This is a genomic window from Sphingobacterium sp. NPDC055431 (assembly GCF_053644255.1).
Window position 1 is genome coordinate 38,470 of sequence record NZ_JBSHLH010000004.1, and the last position, 20,510, is coordinate 58,979.

Sequence of the window (20,510 nt, forward strand, 5' to 3'; positions counted from 1 at the left end):
TATATACATTTTGTTTACATCTTTAAAAATGCACTATTAAAACAAATTCAAGGTTTATTTGGTTGATAAGCTAAGCTTTTAGATTTAAATAGGTTAAATTTAGGAGAGGATAATACTTTATGGATCACAAACATATTTTTGATAAAGATGGCAATTGCGAAATCTGTAGTCAGACGGTGAAGGTTTATAAAAATGCCAATGCTGATGACTTACTTAAACAGACCCAAAACCATAGGAGCCATCAAGGAAATAATAGTCATAAGTTGGATCATCAACATGCTGAAGATGATGGCCACGATCATGAGCATGATCATTCTCATGACACTAATGCCAGTACATTTGAACTTTTCAGACCTGCTATAATCAGTTTTGTCTTTTTGATTTCCGGAATTTTATTCGATTATGTTTTCCATTTCCCTTGGTTTCAAGGTTGGCTGCGTTTGGCCTGGTATTTAGCGGCTTATTTGCCTGTTGGGCTTCCTGTCTTAAAAGACGCTTTTAAAAGTATTTCAAAAGGTAATTTTTTCTCAGAATTTTTCTTAATGGGGATTGCAACAATTGGAGCTTTTGCCATTGGTGAATATCCGGAAGGGGTCGCTGTAATGCTTTTTTATTCGGTTGGTGAAGCTTTCCAAACCATGGCGGTTTCCAGGGCAAAAGCCAATATTAAATCTTTATTGGATCAAAGACCCGATGAAGCGACCGTTCTTAGGAATGGAAAAACTGAACTGATCAAAGCTGAATTGGTGAAAGTGGGAGATATTGTCCAATTAAAACCCGGTGAAAAATTAGCCTTAGATGGTAAGTTAATTACAGCATCCGGCACATTTAATACCGCAGCATTGACAGGAGAGAGCAAACCAGACTCTAAAGCTAAAGGCGATTCCGTGCTTGCCGGAATGATAAACCTGCAAACCGTTTCTGAAGTTGAAATTACAACAGTATATGAGGACAGTAAGCTGAGCAAGATCCTGGAAATGGTTCAGCATGCCAGTACCCAAAAAGCACCTACTGAATTGTTTATTTCAAAATTCGCTAAAATCTATACCCCTATAGTGGTGTTCCTGGCAATTGGAATAGCCTTGATCCCATATTTCTTTGTAGCAGACTATGTTTTTCAAGATTGGCTATATAGGGCATTGATATTCTTGGTCGTTTCATGCCCTTGTGCCTTGGTTATTTCGATTCCATTGGGCTATTTTGGTGGAATAGGTGCCGCCAGCAGACATGGGATTTTAGTCAAAGGAGGAAACTTCCTGGATACCTTGGCAGCTGTGAAGCATGTTGTTATGGATAAAACAGGAACCATGACCGAAGGTGTTTTTAAGGTCAATGAGGTCAAGTTCGATCCATCCGCCAATCAGGAGCAGATATTGGAGTATGTCAATGAAATCGAGAGCAAAAGTACACATCCCGTAGCAACGGCAATCCATGAATATGTAGGAGAGGTGAAGGGTCATCTCAACCTCGATCATGTTGAAGAAATTGCTGGCCACGGACTGAAAGCAAAAATTGATGGCAAAGAAGTATTGGTAGGTAATTTTAAGTTACTTGACCAGCATCAGGTTTCCTATCCTAATGCAGATAAAGAAATTGTTTATACCACCATTGCTATTGGAGTCGATCGGAAGTATATAGGCTATATAAGCATAGCTGATAAAATAAAGGATGGTGCACAGGACACCATAAATGCGCTGCATAGCGAAGGAATCAAAGTGACCATGTTAAGTGGTGATAAATCCACTGTTGTAAATGAGGTTTCAAAGAACCTGAAGATCGATTCTGCCTATGGTGATCTTCTACCAGAAGATAAGGTTGAAAAACTGAAGGAGGTCAAAGCAAGAGATCGAATCGTTGCCTTTGTAGGTGACGGTGTAAATGATGCCCCTGTTGTTGCGTTAAGTGATGTAGGAATCGCCATGGGAGGTTTAGGCTCGGATGCCACCATCGAAACTGCAGATGTGGTTATTCAAGATGATAGACCAATTAAGATCCCTATGTCCATTAAAATCGGAAGAAAAACGAAGAAAATTGTATGGCAGAATATAGGTTTGGCATTTGCTGTTAAAGCTATTGTTCTGATTTTGGGAGCTGGAGGTGTAGCAACCATGTGGGAAGCTGTTTTCGCCGATGTAGGTGTGGCATTATTGGCCATTTTGAATGCCGTACGGATCCAAAGGACAGATTTTAGCAAAGATTTTAACAAAAAATAATAGAAAAGGAAACAAGCATCTGAGTTCGTTCCCTTTCTATGTTAATTTAATATCCTTAATTACCACTTAAATGATCGTGATGATGATCCCTTACGAGGTTAGGATTATAGGAGTTGCTAATCACTAAATACATACCCACATTGTTTCTTATTTTGATGTTATTGGTATATTGGTCAATATCAATGTTCAATGTAGATTTGCCATCTTCTGAAATAAAATTATAGGTATTCCAGATTCCTCTCTTTGTCGATAAGACTCTTCCATTAGAATAGGTAGCTACCCAAACTGAAGACTTTTGTTTTTTTATCTCTGCCACATTATTTTGGTTATCCTTTACTTCGAAACCCGATTTTATTTTATTTATCGTTAATTGATACCCTGATTCAGAATGTATTTCTGCTAAATTGGACATCCAATCAAAGGTCAGATGATAAACCTCACCAGCTTCATCACGAATCACCATTTGATTATAAGCCTCTTTGAAACTTGACATGGTATTTCCATTAAAACCCCGGAAAAAAGAGGTACCATCACTTTCAATTTCAATTTCAGCCTCATTCCCGTCAAGATCTCTCAAGCCCATTACATTATAAAAGCGATTGAATATCTTCAGGTATTTACTATCTGAAAATCCAAAATACCCATCATCAGATAAAACCATCATTAAACCTAGGATGCCATAATCACTGCTAGGATATACCCTGGTAAATGGAAAATTCATTAATTTCTGCTGTACGATTCGATCAAAGATAAGGTTGTTCCGATGAAATACAGAGGAATCAGGCAATTGATGGTTTTCAATTTCCTGACCCATAGAAGTTAAAGAAAACATTAGAAAAAGGATGCTGATGAATATGGAATTTTTCATAATACGATAGAATTGATTTGGTATACGACTTATATTATTATTCAATAAATAACCTTGTTTCAGTATGGACTGCCCCAGCGATCTAAAGTTTAACTGAAAATAAAATTAAGACATCGGGGTAGCCTGAATCAATTCTTTTACATTTTTCTTTGTTCCCCAGTTAAAAATATGTCTCACAGTGGAAGAGTGATAGGGGATTACTGCTATAATAATAATAACCAGTATGTTAATGATACATAGATAAAGATATAGGTCATGTAGACCCAATAGGTTTCCTTGTTTTTGGAATTTTATTAATACCGTTCGATCTACTTTTTCTCCAGACTCAAAAACTTCCGCCAATCTTGTCTGATGGATAAATTGTAATTTATTAAACCAATTACTGATTACACTGGACCAGAAAACAGTTACAAAAAATGTCCTGATCAAAAGGAAAATAACAATGCTCTGTAAAAAGGCTTTTCCATTCACATTACCTGCTAGATAAACTGCCGTCGAAATAAATGAGATTATCACAGCCATTCCTCTCAGTATGATTGGTAGAATTAAATAATGTAAAGGGGTATTGATATTGATCAGATTGTACAATAAGATATTGGAAATTAAATAGAGAGAGGCAGAAATTAAAAAGATAGCTTTACATTTTTTGGTCTGCTTGAAATATACATACACCAATAAACTCCCCAAGAAATATCCAACAATTACATAGGCATTGATTTCTGCTTGTTTAGTAGGATTTGAGGGTAAAAGTACATTCATTAGATTGCTCAGCAAACTTGTATTGGAATAAAATATTCCCAAAATAAACACAGTAAATAGAGTTAAGAATGTGGCTTTGTTCCTAATAACTGAAAAGCTGATAATCTTTCTCTTTTTCTTGAAATTCCGATTAAAGAATAAGATAAAAAATACAATGGTCAACACTATTGCCAATATGATACTCTTGCTGGTCAACCAATTGTTTTGTAAACCATAGCTTGCAACAAACGAAAAACAGAGCAAACTGGATGCTAATAAGATGGTTCCCAACCAATCGTACTGAAACAATGGCACCTTCTTGATATGTTGTGTTTTAAAGCAGATAATGACGGTCAGGAAGGATATAAGAAGCATTAAGGTCTGAAAGTAATAGCCAAGTTCCCAATGTTGCTTGGCAAGATAGGCAGCTATCAATCCTCCTAATATGGGAAAGATCAGGTTCATCGGATAATAGATGGCATACATTTGATACCTTTCCCCAGTGGGCATCAAGAATGGCATCAGCTCTGATATCAAAGCCATGGTTAATATGATTTTCACACAGCCGAACACAAACATCAACATCACGTTGATCAATGGTGCTGAATTTATTGCCAAGCCTATGTTAATGACCATTAACAAGATCAAACAGAATATAATTAACCTTTTCTTCGGCATATAGATGGTCAGCCTAAAGATCAAGGAAATTGAACAGACCATGCCAGCACAATAGGCGTACATAGCCATGGAAAGATCAGCTGAACTTGCAGCTTGATCTGAAATGATATAGATATAGATGCTGTTAGGAATCCCGCTACAAAAGGATAAGGAAACCGCTATTAATAGCAGTATGCTTAGTTTAAACTTTTGAGGGACCCAATCTTTAAATAAACTATTGCTCATCTATATCGAATTAACCACCACATTTAGCCCTACCATCAGTTTCTTTAAATCTTCAACATTGTTGTCCTTTGAAAATTCTATCCTTACAGGTATCCGTTGTTGAACTTTTACAAAATTTCCAGTACTGTTGTCCACTGGAATACTGGAATATTTTGAACCTGTAGCTTCAGAAATAGCTTTTATCTCACCCACAAAAACAACATGGGGAATAGCATCCACAGATAGCTTTACTTTCTTGCCAAGGACAATTTGTTTCATCTGATTTTCGGTGTAATTTGCTGTTACCCACTTCTGTTGATCCCTAACGATATTGAATAGTTGCTGTCCTGATTGGACCAATTGGCCTTCTTCTAAACTTACCCTGGCCAAAATGCCATCATAAGGGGCTACAATCACGGTATAGGATAAATTAAGTTTGGCCAGATCAAGCGAAGCCTTGGCCCTTAAGATCGCAGCTTCATTGATCCCTGTTTTCCTACTGGTTTCTTGCGTAGTTAAATGGGAGCTTACCTTTAGCGCAGACAATGCTTTATATTTTGCTTTTAGGGATTCATATTCGGTTTTTACCTGTTCAAATTGATACACTGCTATGGCATCCTTATCCATCAGATCCTTGAACCGCTTATAATTGACTTCAGCATTTTCCAAGCGGGCCTTGAGTTCCTCTATGTTCGCATCCGCGATGTTTTGGCTATTTCTTGCTATTTCGACCTCGGTTCTTACTACCGATTTGCCTGCCTTGGCATCAGCAAGAGCAGCCAAGGCGTTTTCCACCTGAATTTTAAATTCATCATTTTCTAAGACCACTAATGTATCTCCTTTATGCACTGTCTGATGTTCCTGAAATCGGATTTCCTTTATATAGCCGGTTACTTTTGTGCTTACAGGATTGATATGTCCATCGATTTGTGCATCCTCTGTGAAAACACTGTTATTTAACTGTAAATAGCTAAATAAGCCCCAACCTATAGCTGCCAAAACAATCAGTACGGAAAAGATATTGATACCATAGATCTTGATCCTTCGGTTTCTTTCTTTTTGATTGATTGCTTTATTTGTTTCTGTGCTCATCTATTAATGTAATATATTATTAAAATTAGTTTGATATTGAACTATTATTCCAAAAAAACACTATTCAATAGCGCTTTTGATCAATCTTAATTGATTACTGATTTCTGAAATATCTTTGATTTGGGAGTTCTTCATGATTTTTTCATTGAGCTCTTTTTGAACTGGCTCTAAATGCGACTGGTATTCCCAACCTTTCTCTGTCAGGACAATTTTATTATTTCTCCTATCATTGGCATCAGGTACCCTTTGAACAAGATCCCTTTTGCAGAGATTGTCAATTAATGGTGTCACGCTTGCCTTACTCTTTTGTACCTCTTCTGCAATATCCTGTTGATTAAGCTCTTTTTCTCGCCATAGAACAGCTAAAACTTGGACCATTTCATAGGTGACATCTAATTCCAACTCCTTAACTTTCTGAAAGTAAAACTGTTTTATCGCAACCCTTAACGAAATAATATCTCTGATTAAACCTTGAACTACTTTATGATCCTTTGCCATTTTCTAATATTTTGCACAAAGTTAAATATAAGATAGTTAAACATCAAACTAATAATTGTAAGCTTTTTGCAATTTATTCCTTTAATGGACTAAAAAATAGGTGCTATTCCTACCTTTGGGCCATGAAAAATAATGTTCAAGCAATAAACGAGTATATTCAAGCTGAAAGAAATCATCTACTAAACCACGAATTATATCATAAAATTCAAAAGGTTACCGATTTACAGAAATTTACCGAAGGGCATGTCTATGCAGTGTGGGACTTCATGTCTCTGTTGAAAGCATTGCAGATCAAATTAACCTGTACCACGATTCCTTGGTTTGCAAGCCCGTCACCCATAACCAGATATTTGATCAATGAAATTGTTCTTGCTGAAGAATCAGATGAATATATTGATGGTCAACGATTAAGCCATTTTGAAATGTATATCGATGCCATGAAAGGGATAGGGGCGGATGTGAATCCTATATTGGACCTGATCCAAAACCTTCAAGCGGGAATTAAGATTAAAGATGCTTTAGATAATAGTACATTGGACAACAGAATTAAAGATTTCCTAAATTTTTCCTTTGATACCATTGAAGCAGGAGAGACCCATAAGATTGCCTCTGCATTCACATTTGGTAGAGAGGATTTGATTCCAGATATGTTCACGTCAATTCTATCTTCTTTAAAGGAACAGTTCCCTGAATCGGATTTAAAGAAGATTGAATATTATTTTCAGCGTCATATCGAATTGGATGGGGATGAACATGGACCATTAGCCATGAAGATGATCCACGAATTGGCAGATAACAACGAAGTGAAATGGAAAGAGATGGCTGATGTTGCCAAATTAGCTTTGCAATATAGAATTGGTCTTTGGGATGCCATTGCGGATTCCTTATAAAACCAAAAAAGGGATAACATAAACGTTATCCCTTTTTAATAGAGCTATTTCAATTACTTTTCTTCTAATTGAATGACCCCTAAATTTTTTGTTTGCCCCGTAGTTACCACAACATCATTGACGATTGCTGATTTAAAATTATCATTTGTCGGTTCAATTACAAGCTTATAAGTTCCTTGCATAACACCAGGAAAATAGAATTTACCCGTTGGGCCGGCCAATGTACCTAAGGTATCAGTTCCTTGAATGGCAAAGACATGAGGCATTGCAGAAATAGGCGAAATCTCACCAGTTAAAGCTCCTGATACTGCAACCGGAATGGCACGGATCACAGGTTTCATCATATATTTACCATTTCCAGTCTGATGTATAGACTTTGATGCATCAAAATCCAAGGCTAGGGTATAGGCTACATGGGGAATCAAATCATCTTGAACTTTGATTTTGACACCTGAAGTTTGACCACTAGGTGTCTTCAAATCTTGCCTTACACCATCTACCACAATATAATTATCATCATCCAAAACCAATCTTACTTCTTGTAATCGCCCTGAAGGTACATCATGTTCGGCAAGGATCAAGTAATCTCCTTCACGATAATGTAAGATATCAAAAGGCTCAATATCAACATCAATAACCTGACGACCACCTTCTGTAATAACTTCAATATGATCGATATCTAAGATAATCTGATCATAATACGCAGGTGCATCTGTAATTTTAATGGTTACTGGTGTTGTTCCATCTGTTGTTTTCGAGTCATCAGTACTGCAACTCGATAAACCTAAGGCAACCATAGCTACCGATAATCCAAGTAATGCTTTCATAGTAATTTTCGTTATTTCACTATTTTTAGCAAAACATGTACCATTTCAGCTATTTATGAATTTAATGTTAAGTAATTAAATTAGAAATATTGGCTTATCCAATTTAACCGCGATTCGATATGCCGCATTCATTAATCCCACATGGCTATAAGCTTGTGGAAAATTGCCCCATTGACTACCATCTTCCTCGTTAACATCCTCAGAAAATAGCTTTAAGGAATTTCCATAGGAGAGTAGTTGCTCAAAGGTTTCCTGAGCTTCTTCCAATCGACCTACACATGCCAATGCTTCCACATACCAAAATGCACACACTAAAAAGGTTGTTTTAGGTTTTCCAAAATCATCTTGGTGCAGGTACCTGTAAAACAGTCCGTTCTTGCCCTTTAACTCTTTCTCCACAGCTTCCAAATGTTTTTTTGCTCGGTCTGAACTTGGATCCAGGTAATTCATTAAAATTAACTGTAAAGTACTCGCATCCAAATTTGAACCTTCATCTGAATTCCTGTAAACCTGCATTTCTGGATCATAACATTTTTCAATATAATCCGCGGCTTTATCCATTAAAATCTTGGCCTGTTCCTCAATATCTTTGTAATTGTTCTGCTTCGCAATTTTTAAGGCAGCTGAGGCACCAGCCCATTGAAATAGATTGGAATAGGCATGATGGTTCGCAATGTTCCTGAATTCCCAGATACCGGCATCCTTTTCATCTATCGTCATCTGTATCTTCTCCAAGATATATTTCAACCAGCTTTTTGCATCTTTTCTTTCATCTTGAGGAAAGCGATAATCCGTATATAGAGGTAACATGGCGATCATGGCTTGCCCATATACATCATTTTGTATATGTTCATAAGCTTGGTTCCCAATCCTAACGGGCTTATTGCCTCTATAGCCTTCCAAATAGTCAAGCGTCGATTCTGTCAAAACTTTACGACCTAGTATTCCATAGAGAGGTTGCAACCTCCCAGAATCCGATTGGGTGATATTGGTAATGTAGTTGGCAAACTCTTCGAGTTCATCAAATTTTCCGATATGGCTCAGGGCTGTTAATACGTAATAACTATCCCTGACCCAGCAATAACGATAATCCCAATTTCTTCCCGAACCTGGTGACTCCGGTAAACTTGTGGTACTCGAAGCAATGATGGCTCCGGTATCTTCGTATTGGTGCAATTTTAAAACTAAAGCCGATCGAATGATATGGTCCTGATAGAAGTTCGGAATGTTTGCTTTTTTTGTCCAGCGCCTCCAATATATTTTGGTCTTGATCAAAAACTCTTCCGCTGTTTGTATCAATGGTGCTTCAAAACTGTTTCCATACGATAGGATCATGTATTTCTTCTCGGAAAGGATAATATTGCTCTCTTCCTGATCGAAAAAATGACTGATGGGAATGTTGGTTGTCAATCTCATATGTTCTTCTGCATGCTGAAAATGAATGTGATTGCTTCCTCTGTTTTTTTTAAAATCATCTTTCCCGTAATTCGCTTTTGGATTACAGTTTACTCTTACTGCTGGATTTCCATAAAGTGGCTCAACTATTCGGATCAACATCAGTGGTTTGTAATAACGATCATATTGTACAAACCTTGGGGCAAAGTCAATAACTCGGAAACCAGAATGTTCTCCATTGACTTCAGTAACTAAAATATTGGTATTCTCTAAATAATATTGATTGGAGGTAATATGACTGTCGTCAAGCTTTATGTTAAATTCTCCACCTTTTTCGGTATCCAGTAAACATCCAAAAATGAAACTATCTTCAAATGTTGGCCAACATAGCCAGTTGATGTTTGTGCTTTTGTGCACATGGGCAATAAAATTACAGTTCCCAATAATACCACTATTATAAAGGTGTCTTTTATTCATAGATTTTATCTTTTTATTTTTCTAAAGAAGCCAATAACTGTAAGACTTCTTTATTATTTTCAACGTAATACTTCGCGTGAGATTGTTTGTCACCCACTTTTATTGTAATGCTATGCTCAGGTAAGGCAATAAACATATCCTCATCGGTAGCATCATCACCGATACATAAAATAAAATCAGGGTCAATTTCATTTGCAAGGTTTATGGCCGCTTTTCCTTTGTTCACAAGTTTATTTTTGATTTCAATGACACGATCACCGTTGATTAGCTGAAGGTCCAAAACTTGGTTCAAATGCCTCAATTCCTGTAAAAGCTCCTGTGCCTGCCTAAGCCCAAAGGCCCGTTCAACTTTCCTGTAATGCCATGCCAAGGAGTGGGATTTCTCTTCAATTGATGATCCAGGGGTCCTGTCTGTAAACCTTTGCAAGATTTGATTGACTTCTGTTTTCCAACTATTGCTCAGCCCTGGAACTAAATGCCATTCATGGTTGGGATAATTACTCCAGATCCCATGTTCTGCAATTAAGTAATATGGTCGGCCTCCAAACCAACTTTCTAAATTGCTATATTTCCGACCCGAAATTATGGTGACCAAGTTCCGTGGGTCATTGCTTAATTTGTCCAATACTGCATAGACCTCCGTAGTGGGAACCGCCTTATCTGCATTCTTATTGAATCCAACTAAAGTTCCATCGTAATCAAGAAGTATTAATCTTTTTTTACTTGCATTATAACTTGATTTAATATTATTTTCAACTTTTTCACGGACTTTCCTGGCTAATTCATGCCTTTGCTCATTCTTGATTTCTTCTAAACGCTGCATAAAGAGGTTGACCCAGTGATGAACCGTGAATTTTGAAACAATGGCTTGGCTAGCGTGCATCCTTTCATCCTTTTCCTCATCCTCCATGCTAATAGCATCATAAAGTGTTCTACTGGTCCGATGTACCGCGTAAGGATTGATGACTAAGGCATCCGATAGCTCTTTGGAAGCACCAGCGAATTCACTGATCACCAAAACCCCTTTTGTTTCTTGCTTACTCGCGATATATTCTTTCGCAACTAGGTTCATGCCATCGTAAAGAGAGGTTACCCAGCATACATCTGCCGCTACATATAATGCTGAAAGAACATGAAAAGGTAAGGAATTATAAAAATAGGCTATTGGTTGCCAACCAGGCTTCCCATATACCGCATTGATGTTACCAACCTTTCTGTCGATTTCATTCCTTAATTTTTTATATTGATTCACCTGGTCCCGAGAAGGAACTATGAGCATATATAATAAAATTTGTCCATGTAACTCCGGATGGTCATTTAATAGAATTTCGAAGGCTGTCAATCGCTGTAAGATTCCTTTACTGTAATCCAAGCGATCTACAGATAGGATTAGTTTTTGATTGTGGTACAGTTCTTTGAGATGCTTGCTATATTCTTTCGTCTCTGTATCTAGGGCTTGGCTTTTATACTTTTCATAATCAATGCCCATTGGAAATACGTCGACCAACACCTTTCTTCCATTTATTTTCAGGGAGTTGATATTGTTTTGGAGGTTTAAAACACCAGAACAGGAGTCCAAGAAATTATCCACGTTTTCATAGGTATGAAAACCGATCAGGTCTGCACCCAGAAGTCCTTCCAATAGTTCATCTCGCCATGGTAGCATCTTAAATAACTCGATAGGAGGAAAGGGGATATGGTGAAAATATCCAATGCTGCAGGATTCCTTAAGTTCCCTAATATAATTAGGTACTAGCATTAATTGATAATCATGGACCCAAACACGCGTATTTTGTTCTATAAAAGGCAATGCTGCTTCGGCAAATTTTTTATTTACTTCCACATAACTTAGCCAAAACTCTTGTTTCAACTCCACATAGCTTGGTCTATAGTGGCATAATGGCCAAAGAATGGCATTCGAAAAACCCTCATAGTAACCTTTGATCTCTTTTTCTGTGAGAAATATAGGGATGAGGTTCAGCTTTTTAAGCTCCTGCCTGATCAATTCTTCTTCTTTTTCATTTTTGGGGATAATCCCTGGCCAGCCAATCCACCAAGATCCATTTTCTTTATAAAAGGATCCCAGGCCAGTGGCTAATCCTCCTTCGCTGGGAGTGAACTTGAGTTTTGATTTTTTTCGTTCAATTTTTACTGGCAGGCGATTCGATATAATGAGAGTGCCCGAATCGGGTATATCTAGATTTTGTAACATATGTAATTGTAATACAATCTAAAGCCTAAATAGTTTGAATTAATGTTTAAACATTGATAAACAGCTCACTAAACCATTCCTGCCAATTTAATTTAACTTTAAAATTTGGTAATAATAATTTCATAAATCTCAACAAATTATTATATATTGTATTGAATATCTTTGAAATAGAAAAAAAATTAAGTAAAAGGGCCTGTGATTTGTTTAATTGTCATTTGCCACTTAAGTTAACCAATGAACAAGATTGATATCAGAAAACATATAGATGTTTAAACGCTGATAATTATTTTATTTTTCCTTTACATAAATAAAGGTCGTTTTTAAGCGAAGCCAATTTATATATTTTAACTATTTCTAATTATTTAAATCACTCAAAAACATTAACTAAATTCTAAGTACAGAAAATAGACTATTTCTTTAAAAAAAGGGCCTCTGGGTTCATTTTATAGATGTATGAATATTTAGATATATTTGCTGAAATAGAAGCAACCGTACCTGATATTGAATCTGTTGCTATGTGAATTGTTCAATTATTAACAGTGTTATCTAAGAGGTAGAGGCTTAGTCTACCATTTAATTTCTTACAGCTGAATAATCTGGTATTATTTAGTAAATAGTATATGAAGAAGAACCTATTTGAGATTTTATTAACCATGTTCTGTATTGGTTTAATAATCCAAATCCTAATGATGATGGAAAGTATTGAATTTCCAATATCCTTAATATTTGGGCCTCTTCTATATTTAGCCTATTTAGATCAACTTGATGTAAATATAACCTTAAGCAGAGCACTGCCTCATTTTATTCCATTTACCATTGTTGCTGCCATTTTCTTTCTGGTAAAACCTTCCATTCCATCTATCTATCAACATGTTTATTTCATTTCGACATTGATTTCGATGTTTACATATCCTTCCATTGTTATCTTTTCCAAGAAAAAAGAAAGTCTGTTTTTAAATGAAAGGAATCTGATTCTACTTGAGATACTAGCCTTACTGGGCTTTGCCATATTTTTCTTTATCAATATTATCTACATCAACCATTTATCTAACAACTTCTCTAACAGACATGCGCAATTAGTTATTGTTGCCATCCTATTGGTAAATGTTGCCGTTTTGACTTGGTTTCTTGTCAGCAATAGATTTCTGAGCAGTAGTCAAGAAAACCAACAAGCATTATCACTTGCATCAGTATATGATTTTAATATTAAGGACCAAGAATTACATCTGATCAAAAACAAGATTGCCCAGAGCATGGAACTGGAACACTTATATCTTGATGCCCATTTAACCTTGGACCGATTAAGCAAACAAACTTCTATTGAAAAGGAAAAGATTGAATATTATTTAGAGATGATCCTGGATTCCAATTTTGAAGATTGGTTGGCGTCTTATCGAGTCCAACATGCTGTCAACTTAATCCATGCAGATTCTGGAAATTTAAAACTTGAATTCTTGGCGGATTTAAGTGGTTTCGATTCCAGAACTACTTTTAATAAATATTTCAAATTATATGTTGGAGAATCTCCATCTAATTATAGGAATAAACTAATAAAATAGCATATGTTGATTTTTTTCATCTACTCAGCAATTATCGTCATATGCCTCCTCAGCTATCAGATATACAGCAACCTTCCCCAAAAAGGTCTGTTTGAGAAAATCCTGTCTTTGCTGATCATTACCCTTCTGATCCATACTGTTTTTGCCGCCCTTTTCCGTGATATCATTCCAGGTTATAAATATGTAGATTTAGGAGCACCATTTGGGTTGCTCTATGGACCTTTCCTATATTTTGGATATCTGGCATTTAAATATAAAAGGGTAACTGGAAAAACTATCCTAATCCATGGTTTTCCTTTTTTGATAATGTCCGTCATTTTTATCATTTTTTTATCCAGTGAATTTATTCGATTCCAATACGGTAAATTGTATTATGTTGTTCTTTACAGCATGTTCGGATTATCCTGGATCTTATATCCAATTTCAGTATTGTTGAAAGGTAATATATCTGATTTCTTACAACTTGACACCAAAAGGCTTTACTATTACTTTATCATACTTCTATTGGTATTAGCGGCATTTATTATCCCCACCATCATGTCAAGCTTCATTGATAAATTTGATGTGGGCAAACCTGTTTCAGGAGTTACCGTGTATTTGATCATGATGATAGGGGTTAGTATGATTTACAATTATTTATTCCGAACCTTGGTTTCTCAGGTTCGGCCTCAAGGATTTCCATTGTCAAATCACAGTTTCAAGAAAAATGAAACATCAGAGTATTCATTAAAGGTCAATCAAAACGTAAAAGAATCACCATATAAAGAGAAGATCCTACAATACCTTGAAGAGAAAAGATATTTAAGTCCAGAATTTAATATTGATGTTATGGCCAGAGATTTGAAAATCTCTCGACCTTTGATTTCCCAATTTTTTAAAGATTATTTTAATCAAAATGCTTTGAAAACTATTAATGCCCTCCGTGTCGAGGAAGTGTGTAAAGAGTTGAGCAAAGAAGATTTTGATATGAATATTGATGAACTGGCATTACGCTGCGGGTTTAGTTCAAGGGCTTCATTCTATAGGAATTTTAACCTAGAAAAGAAATGTACACCTATTGAATATAGAGAAATGGTTATTCCAAATTTGAATTAATATGGGATGCATTAGGATTTTGAGCTATTTATTGCTGTGGATACTTCCTTTTCAGGTTTATTCCCAAAGGACGGTGTTTGAGAAAAGGTATGCTGCAGTTCGTTCCGAATTTCTTGCCAATAATTATGAAGAAGCCCTTCGCGTTGCGGATTCATTGGAACAAATTTCAACCTCGGAAACTTCTAAAATCCGATCAAAATCTCTTTTAGCTTTAGTTCATCAAAGCGTTGGAACCTATTCTATAGCAATTAATTATGCTAAACAAGCAGATCGACTTTCTGACCTTATAGGTCTTTCGGATTTTGAAGCCAGCAGCGCATTAGTTCTTGCATCAATATACAGAGATATTGGTATACATGAAGAAGTCAGCCGATATATCCATAGAGCCAAGGCCAATATTAAATCTGTTAATGATAGCCTGGTCAGGAACCAGCTCGATATTTGGGTGCTTCAAGAAGAAGCCTATCAATACATAAATCAGAAAAGGTATGTTGATGCCTTAGAATGTATGAATTTAGCCGTTAACAAAAAAGGTTATATTGACTTTAACAATCCTCGATCCTTATTAATTAGATCCAAAAACTATTTAATAATTGCGCAATGTTACAAGGAGATGGGTAATTATGAGGAAAGCCTAACGTACCTTAAAATGGTCATGGATGAAGTTTATGGCTTCGAACATATCATTAAGGCTTTTACCTATCAATTCCTGGCTGACAGCTATTTTCATTTGGGTCAACTGGAAAACGCCAGGAAGTATTTAGATCTCGTAATTCCTTATGTAAATGGGTCTAATAATCTCTACCTTAAGAAAGAATACTACTTTTTAGAAGCAAAATATCAAAGAAATATCGACAGGAATGATCTAGCTATACAATTTGTTGACAAATTCAACCAAATCGAAGAACAAAAAAGAAATAGCGCGGAGATCATTAGCAATAACCTGATTAAGGAAAACTTACAGGAAATTAAATCCCTAAAAAGAAATAATGTCATTCTGGTTTGGTCGATTGTTATCAGTATATGTGTATTTATTCTCTTTTATATGATCAAGGTAAAACCTAAATCAAATAAAAATGAAAATATTTATGCTGATTTGGCTCCTTTGGCTGAAATTTCCAACCCGAGCAAACCTCATACGAAGGATCTGCATACTAATTTAGAGGTACAGATATCCCTGGAAACCGAAACGAGACTGGTCAAGAAGCTTAATGATCTGGAAGATGACCATTTTTTCTTGAACAAGAATATTACTTTAGGCTGGTTGAGCAATAAACTGAACAGCAATCAGAAGTATATATCCTATGTAATACGAAAATATAAGAATCAACATTTCAATGATTATATATTGAATTTGAGGATCCAATATATAGTTCAGCAATTAGAGTCCAACAAGGCTCTATTGGACTATAAACTGTCTTACCTTGCGGATATGGCTGGGTTTACATCACATAGTAAATTCACACTAGCCTTTAAATCCGTAATGGATACTACACCATCCTTATTTATTGAGGAGTTAAAACAGAAGCACTAAAATAGTTCATTGTTATTTTCTTAAAACAGCTTGTGCAAGCAGGTGAATGAATAACTTCACATTTAATTTATAGGTTAATATTATCAAATAAAAGGGGTTAGGGGGGTGGACATTACTTGATTTTAACAGGTATTCATCTACCATTTTCACCTAATTTCTTCTACAGATCTCTTCCAATCTAAAAAGCAACCAAATTATTGCAGCTCTTTAGACTAAATTTTTGCTAAAATCAACTAATTATAGCTGTTTATAACAGATAAATCAAGGAAACATGGTTAAATATTCCTTGATAATGATCATAAATTGTCCAAAAGGGCGTATGTCCACCTCCATTTAAGTCTAATAATTTGCTGGAAATATTGTGCAAATTTTCAATTTCCTGAAAATCAACAATTAATATAATCAAATCAAATAGAGGCTTATAATAAATTGACAAACAGATTGTTATATAGTTTTAAGACATGTCTTATTATTGCAATTAGACAATTAAAATGTTTTATGGGACATACTTTTTTGGGGACTAGATGTAATTTTGATTAATCACAAACGAGGAATTAACTAACATGAAAAATGCAGGCTAATTCCGCTATTAATACGCCAACTAACTATTAATAACAAATATTAAAGAATATGTATCTAGGTTATTACCTTCAATTTTATCTGTTATATGTACAGGCAAAATTATGGAGTTATCCTTCCTTAACAAGGTTAACAATTGTAATCTTCGTATCCTTAATCTTAGTTCTGATTATTAATCAATTGAGAAACCTGTTTTTCGAGGCAAAATATAATCAGGATGATCAAACATTTAGACCCTTTAAAGAGAGACTGGAGAGTTCTATCAATGATATCCTCATGAATAGAAATAATCTCTCGGAACAGAATGTCTTAAATGAATTTGAATCGATCTATAATATAAAAGGATCCAGAAGAGGCTTAAAGTTCCTATCCAAGTTATTGATCCAAGCCAACCTAAAATCTAAAATTGGAAAGGTCGCTTTTAATGATAATAACTATAATATCATTTTGAACACCTACGGACTCATTAATTTCTGGGAATTAGAACTTGTATCCAATAATCTGAATAGAATTTTTAAGGCAAAAAAGAATCTGGATGACCTGAAGAGCAATTATCAACAACAGATCCTTCATATTTCAGCGCATAACCTCCCGAACAGGTTAAATAATAAAGGGCCGCAAAAGATTTCGAAAACTGAGAATCACGAACCCTATAAGTTCTTGGACGAAAGTTTTATCAATGAATTTAATCCGCTGGATGAAATTCTCGTTCACCAATTTTTAATGGTGAAAGCTGATGCAGGCCGTTTACCGCTCTTGAGCAGATGGGTGAGGAACTCGACGAATACAGCTTTCAGGATTTTTATGATTAAAGAAATTTCATTTTTTAATCAACGTGGCTGTGGAGCTATATTAGCCAGTTTGCTGCATAATGAACCCTGTAATGATATCCGCTTGGCAATTATTGAAACATTGATCTGTTTAAAGCACAAACAGAGTGAATCACATATCATCGCCTGTTACCATTCCAGCAACAAAAAGGTGAAAAAAGCCATTATTAGGGCCGTTACTGAGTTTAAAACAAAATTTGGACTGGAGTTCCTGAATGAAATTTTCTTTGAATCCAAAGACAGTGCGCTAAAGGAAGAGTTAATCCAAGCCATGAAAATCATTAGAAATCACCGTGATACAGAAACTCAGGAAAAAACAACAACGGACACATTCTTTGAAGAAGCTCTAACGAAACAAATAAACTACCAAATAGGGTAAATCACCATATTAATAACAAACCGAATAACTATCAAATTAATTAACACTATCTATTCTATTATGATTGACAACGTTCCAACTATCAAAAAGGAGTATATGAACCCAGACACGGAGAATAAGATTCTGGCAGCACTTACTCAATGGGAAGCACAGGAATCATATTTAAATCCTTCTTGTTCTATAACCACTGCGTCCAAGGAGATAGGATGTAATTCTAAATATCTTTCCTTCGTAGTAAATAAAAACAAGAAAATTGATTTCCCAAATTATGTAAATAATTTAAGACTGGATTTCTTGAACAATTATTTAAGAACAGTGGAAGAGGCTAGAAATTTTAAATTAACGTATTTAGCTGCACTCTCAGGCTTCTCATCCTATGGAAAATTTGCTAAGAGCATTAAAGATCGAACTGGATTCAATCCAACCCAGTTTATCGTTTTCTTTGATGAAAAGATCGCTTAATTAGCAAAAGTTAATCCTAAAGTCAAGATCATTGGCTTTAGGATTTCCTTTACGAGTATGGCTTATGCCTATGCAGTGTGGTCCATATGATGTAATAAATTCAGGGTGACCAATAGTTGTCCATAATGCCTTTGTGCATGCTCTGCAGCATGGAACAGGAGACCCATTTGCGTTGTAGGTATCTTTTTTCTACCCAAGAACCGCTCTTCGGTTAGACTGTCGGGATTGATGTGCTTTAATGCCGCTATAAAAACTTCAACAGTCCTTACCAAATTACCCTTTAAGTCTTCCAAACATAGGTTGTCATTTCGTTGCCCCTCTTGACCGAGGTAATCAAATTGCTCTTCATTTAAGGATTCCCCCCGCGAATAGGTCATCAATCGATCTATTACTCCGGCTATATGCTGTAAATGAAATGCAATTGATGCCATGCCATAAGGCTTGATCCATAATTGTTTTTCATATTTGTCTGAGTCAATTTTTTGGATATCTTCATTGACCTGCAATATGGCATGTGCGACAGGTTGAAGCAAAGCTGGAACTTGAGGGATTGGACCTCGCATCCATACTTCTGGTTGTTTTTCTTCTGCGTCCATCTTAATTAAATTAGTTTTGACTGATTGATTTATCACCAAAAGTGACCATTACCATGCCCACAATGATGATCAATGACCCCAATATCTGCATCCAGCTCAATGATTGCTTGAACCATAACGCCATGGCCAATTGCACGGTTAAAAAGGTTCCGCCTGAACAAAGAGCTATTACTATAGGCTGTGGAACGGTTTTGAATAATTGGACCAAAAACCAGGAAGCAGAAAGTAGGATGATGTTCCCACCGATCAATGCCATCCACTGATATTTCGGTTGAATACCTCCATATTTGAAAATAATACTTGAACTGATCTGGCAGAGCCAAAATCCAATAAAGAAGATAGCTTTCATAAGGGTAATTTTACAACCTGAATTTAGAATATATTTTATGAAAATTAAAGCTTAGAATAGAATTGAAACTTAATTTTTTAAATCTGGGAAAAGGGGCTAAGGCAGGGCTACATTATTTCTATGGCTCCCGTATCGGTGGAAAGGATACAGGAGCTCAATAGAAATAGTAGTAAAGAGATTATGGAGATTCTTTGTGGACTTTATCTAAAGTCAAATAATGCCTATCAATAATTATTTAGAATGATTATAAATAACACTACAAACTTAACCCTTCCTCAGGACAGTTCAAAATAATTTTATAACGTAAAAGGAAAAATTAGGGACGCTATCCGAAAAAAAACAATCAGCCAAAAGAGCAATCTTGATTCTGCACGATCAGTGAGGAATCTGTATGGTTCTGCCCCTCATGACCTTGTCATTCTCAATCGAAGATTGAGGACCTGTACGCTAATACAATCTTATTTGTAAAATTCCGAGATCCTTCCTTTGCACCAATGACAAGTTTAATAGAAATGTGTTTCTAGCCATTCAGGCACATATTTGTTTTCCAGAAAAATCTCTTCTTTGCGACAAACTGCCCTAGAAGGGCAGAATTATTTTAGCATGGATGGTAAACAATATAGGGCTAATGCAAAAACGATGTTCGATTAATCGAACATCGTTTTTGCGCGACTTCCAGACTAACGTGCCATGTTTGCTAAAATAATGGAACCCCAAAAGGGGTTCTATACTTAAAAAAATAAAAGAGCTAATTTATTTTCATTGCCAACTTGCTGTCATAACCTTCCAATAAATTTTGCGTAAATTTTTACTTCTCAGGACGACAGGTGGGGAGGGTGAAGGGCAAGGAACTGTACAGCAATACGCATCTTAGTTTTTAATATTTTGATTCTGAAATATCCAGAGACACTTCCTTTGTCAGGACGACAGTTAAGGGGGGTAAAATGTAAACTTTTTCTTTAGAAAGGAAACAGTTCGTTCGCTCTGCTACCAAAGACATGGATTTAAACAAAAAAGGAGCTAAGTTTTAATTTA

The 20,510-nt window shown here is 35.7% G+C and carries 16 protein-coding genes; 7 read left to right on the top strand and 9 right to left on the bottom strand.

Annotated features, from left to right (window positions below):
• Positions 1-119 precede the first annotated feature (119 nt).
• Positions 120-2,213, top strand: coding sequence for a heavy metal translocating P-type ATPase (locus ACWIB3_RS05805; protein WP_454291140.1), 2,094 nt, complete (start codon positions 120-122; stop codon positions 2,211-2,213).
• A gap of 55 nt (positions 2,214-2,268) precedes the next feature.
• Here ACWIB3_RS05805 and ACWIB3_RS05810 read toward each other — a convergent pair whose 3' ends face one another.
• The 4 genes from ACWIB3_RS05810 to ACWIB3_RS05825 all read right to left on the bottom strand — a co-directional run bounded on the left by ACWIB3_RS05810 (position 2,269) and on the right by ACWIB3_RS05825 (position 6,291).
• Positions 2,269-3,081, bottom strand: coding sequence for a hypothetical protein (locus ACWIB3_RS05810; protein WP_454291141.1), 813 nt, complete (start codon positions 3,079-3,081; stop codon positions 2,269-2,271).
• Between the two features lie 105 nt (positions 3,082-3,186).
• On the bottom strand, positions 3,187-4,722 hold the full coding sequence (locus tag ACWIB3_RS05815; RefSeq protein WP_454291142.1) for a hypothetical protein: 1,536 nt from the start codon (positions 4,720-4,722) through the stop codon (positions 3,187-3,189).
• A complete protein-coding gene (locus ACWIB3_RS05820; protein ID WP_454291143.1) occupies positions 4,723-5,793 on the bottom strand; it encodes an HlyD family secretion protein in 1,071 nt (356 codons plus the stop codon).
• 60 nt (positions 5,794-5,853) lie between these two features.
• Positions 5,854-6,291, bottom strand: coding sequence for a MarR family winged helix-turn-helix transcriptional regulator (locus ACWIB3_RS05825; RefSeq protein ID WP_454291144.1), 438 nt, complete (start codon positions 6,289-6,291; stop codon positions 5,854-5,856).
• A 122-nt stretch (positions 6,292-6,413) separates the two neighbouring features.
• Between ACWIB3_RS05825 and ACWIB3_RS05830 the strand changes: the two genes are divergently transcribed.
• On the top strand, positions 6,414-7,181 hold the full coding sequence (locus tag ACWIB3_RS05830; RefSeq protein WP_254527072.1) for a DUF3050 domain-containing protein: 768 nt from the start codon (positions 6,414-6,416) through the stop codon (positions 7,179-7,181).
• A gap of 53 nt (positions 7,182-7,234) precedes the next feature.
• Here the strand turns inward: ACWIB3_RS05830 and ACWIB3_RS05835 are convergent, their stop codons facing one another.
• The 3 genes from ACWIB3_RS05835 to ACWIB3_RS05845 all read right to left on the bottom strand — a co-directional run bounded on the left by ACWIB3_RS05835 (position 7,235) and on the right by ACWIB3_RS05845 (position 12,092).
• Positions 7,235-8,008 carry a DUF4382 domain-containing protein gene (locus ACWIB3_RS05835; protein ID WP_313259155.1) on the bottom strand — a complete coding sequence of 258 codons (774 nt, stop codon included), beginning with the start codon at positions 8,006-8,008 and terminating at the stop codon, positions 7,235-7,237.
• Between the two features lie 75 nt (positions 8,009-8,083).
• Positions 8,084-9,880 (bottom strand): glycoside hydrolase family 15 protein, encoded by a 1,797-nt coding sequence (locus tag ACWIB3_RS05840; protein WP_454291145.1) that lies wholly within the window; start codon positions 9,878-9,880, stop codon positions 8,084-8,086.
• Positions 9,881-9,893: 13 nt separating this feature from the next.
• Positions 9,894-12,092, bottom strand: a complete 2,199-nt coding sequence (locus tag ACWIB3_RS05845; RefSeq protein ID WP_454291146.1) for a bifunctional alpha,alpha-trehalose-phosphate synthase (UDP-forming)/trehalose-phosphatase — start codon at positions 12,090-12,092, stop codon at positions 9,894-9,896.
• 620 nt (positions 12,093-12,712) lie between these two features.
• Between ACWIB3_RS05845 and ACWIB3_RS05850 the strand changes: the two genes are divergently transcribed.
• The 5 genes from ACWIB3_RS05850 (at position 12,713) to ACWIB3_RS05870 (ending at position 18,530) form a co-directional block, all read left to right on the top strand.
• Positions 12,713-13,651 (top strand): helix-turn-helix domain-containing protein, encoded by a 939-nt coding sequence (locus ACWIB3_RS05850; protein ID WP_454291147.1) that lies wholly within the window; start codon positions 12,713-12,715, stop codon positions 13,649-13,651.
• A 3-nt stretch (positions 13,652-13,654) separates the two neighbouring features.
• Complete coding sequence (locus ACWIB3_RS05855) at positions 13,655-14,746, top strand: helix-turn-helix domain-containing protein (protein WP_454291148.1); 1,092 nt, start codon at positions 13,655-13,657, stop codon at positions 14,744-14,746.
• 1 nt (position 14,747) lies between these two features.
• Positions 14,748-16,280 (top strand): hypothetical protein, encoded by a 1,533-nt coding sequence (locus ACWIB3_RS05860; protein WP_313259165.1) that lies wholly within the window; start codon positions 14,748-14,750, stop codon positions 16,278-16,280.
• An 855-nt stretch (positions 16,281-17,135) separates the two neighbouring features.
• A complete protein-coding gene (locus ACWIB3_RS05865; RefSeq protein WP_185214413.1) occupies positions 17,136-18,068 on the top strand; it encodes a HEAT repeat domain-containing protein in 933 nt (310 codons plus the stop codon).
• Positions 18,069-18,128: 60 nt separating this feature from the next.
• Positions 18,129-18,530 (top strand): helix-turn-helix domain-containing protein, encoded by a 402-nt coding sequence (locus tag ACWIB3_RS05870; RefSeq protein WP_185214414.1) that lies wholly within the window; start codon positions 18,129-18,131, stop codon positions 18,528-18,530.
• Positions 18,531-18,598: 68 nt separating this feature from the next.
• Here the strand turns inward: ACWIB3_RS05870 and ACWIB3_RS05875 are convergent, their stop codons facing one another.
• Positions 18,599-19,126: a DinB family protein gene (locus tag ACWIB3_RS05875; RefSeq protein ID WP_454291149.1), complete on the bottom strand. Its 528-nt coding sequence runs from the start codon at positions 19,124-19,126 to the stop codon at positions 18,599-18,601.
• Between the two features lie 10 nt (positions 19,127-19,136).
• Positions 19,137-19,475 (bottom strand): hypothetical protein, encoded by a 339-nt coding sequence (locus ACWIB3_RS05880; RefSeq protein ID WP_454291150.1) that lies wholly within the window; start codon positions 19,473-19,475, stop codon positions 19,137-19,139.
• Positions 19,476-20,510 lie beyond the last annotated feature (1,035 nt).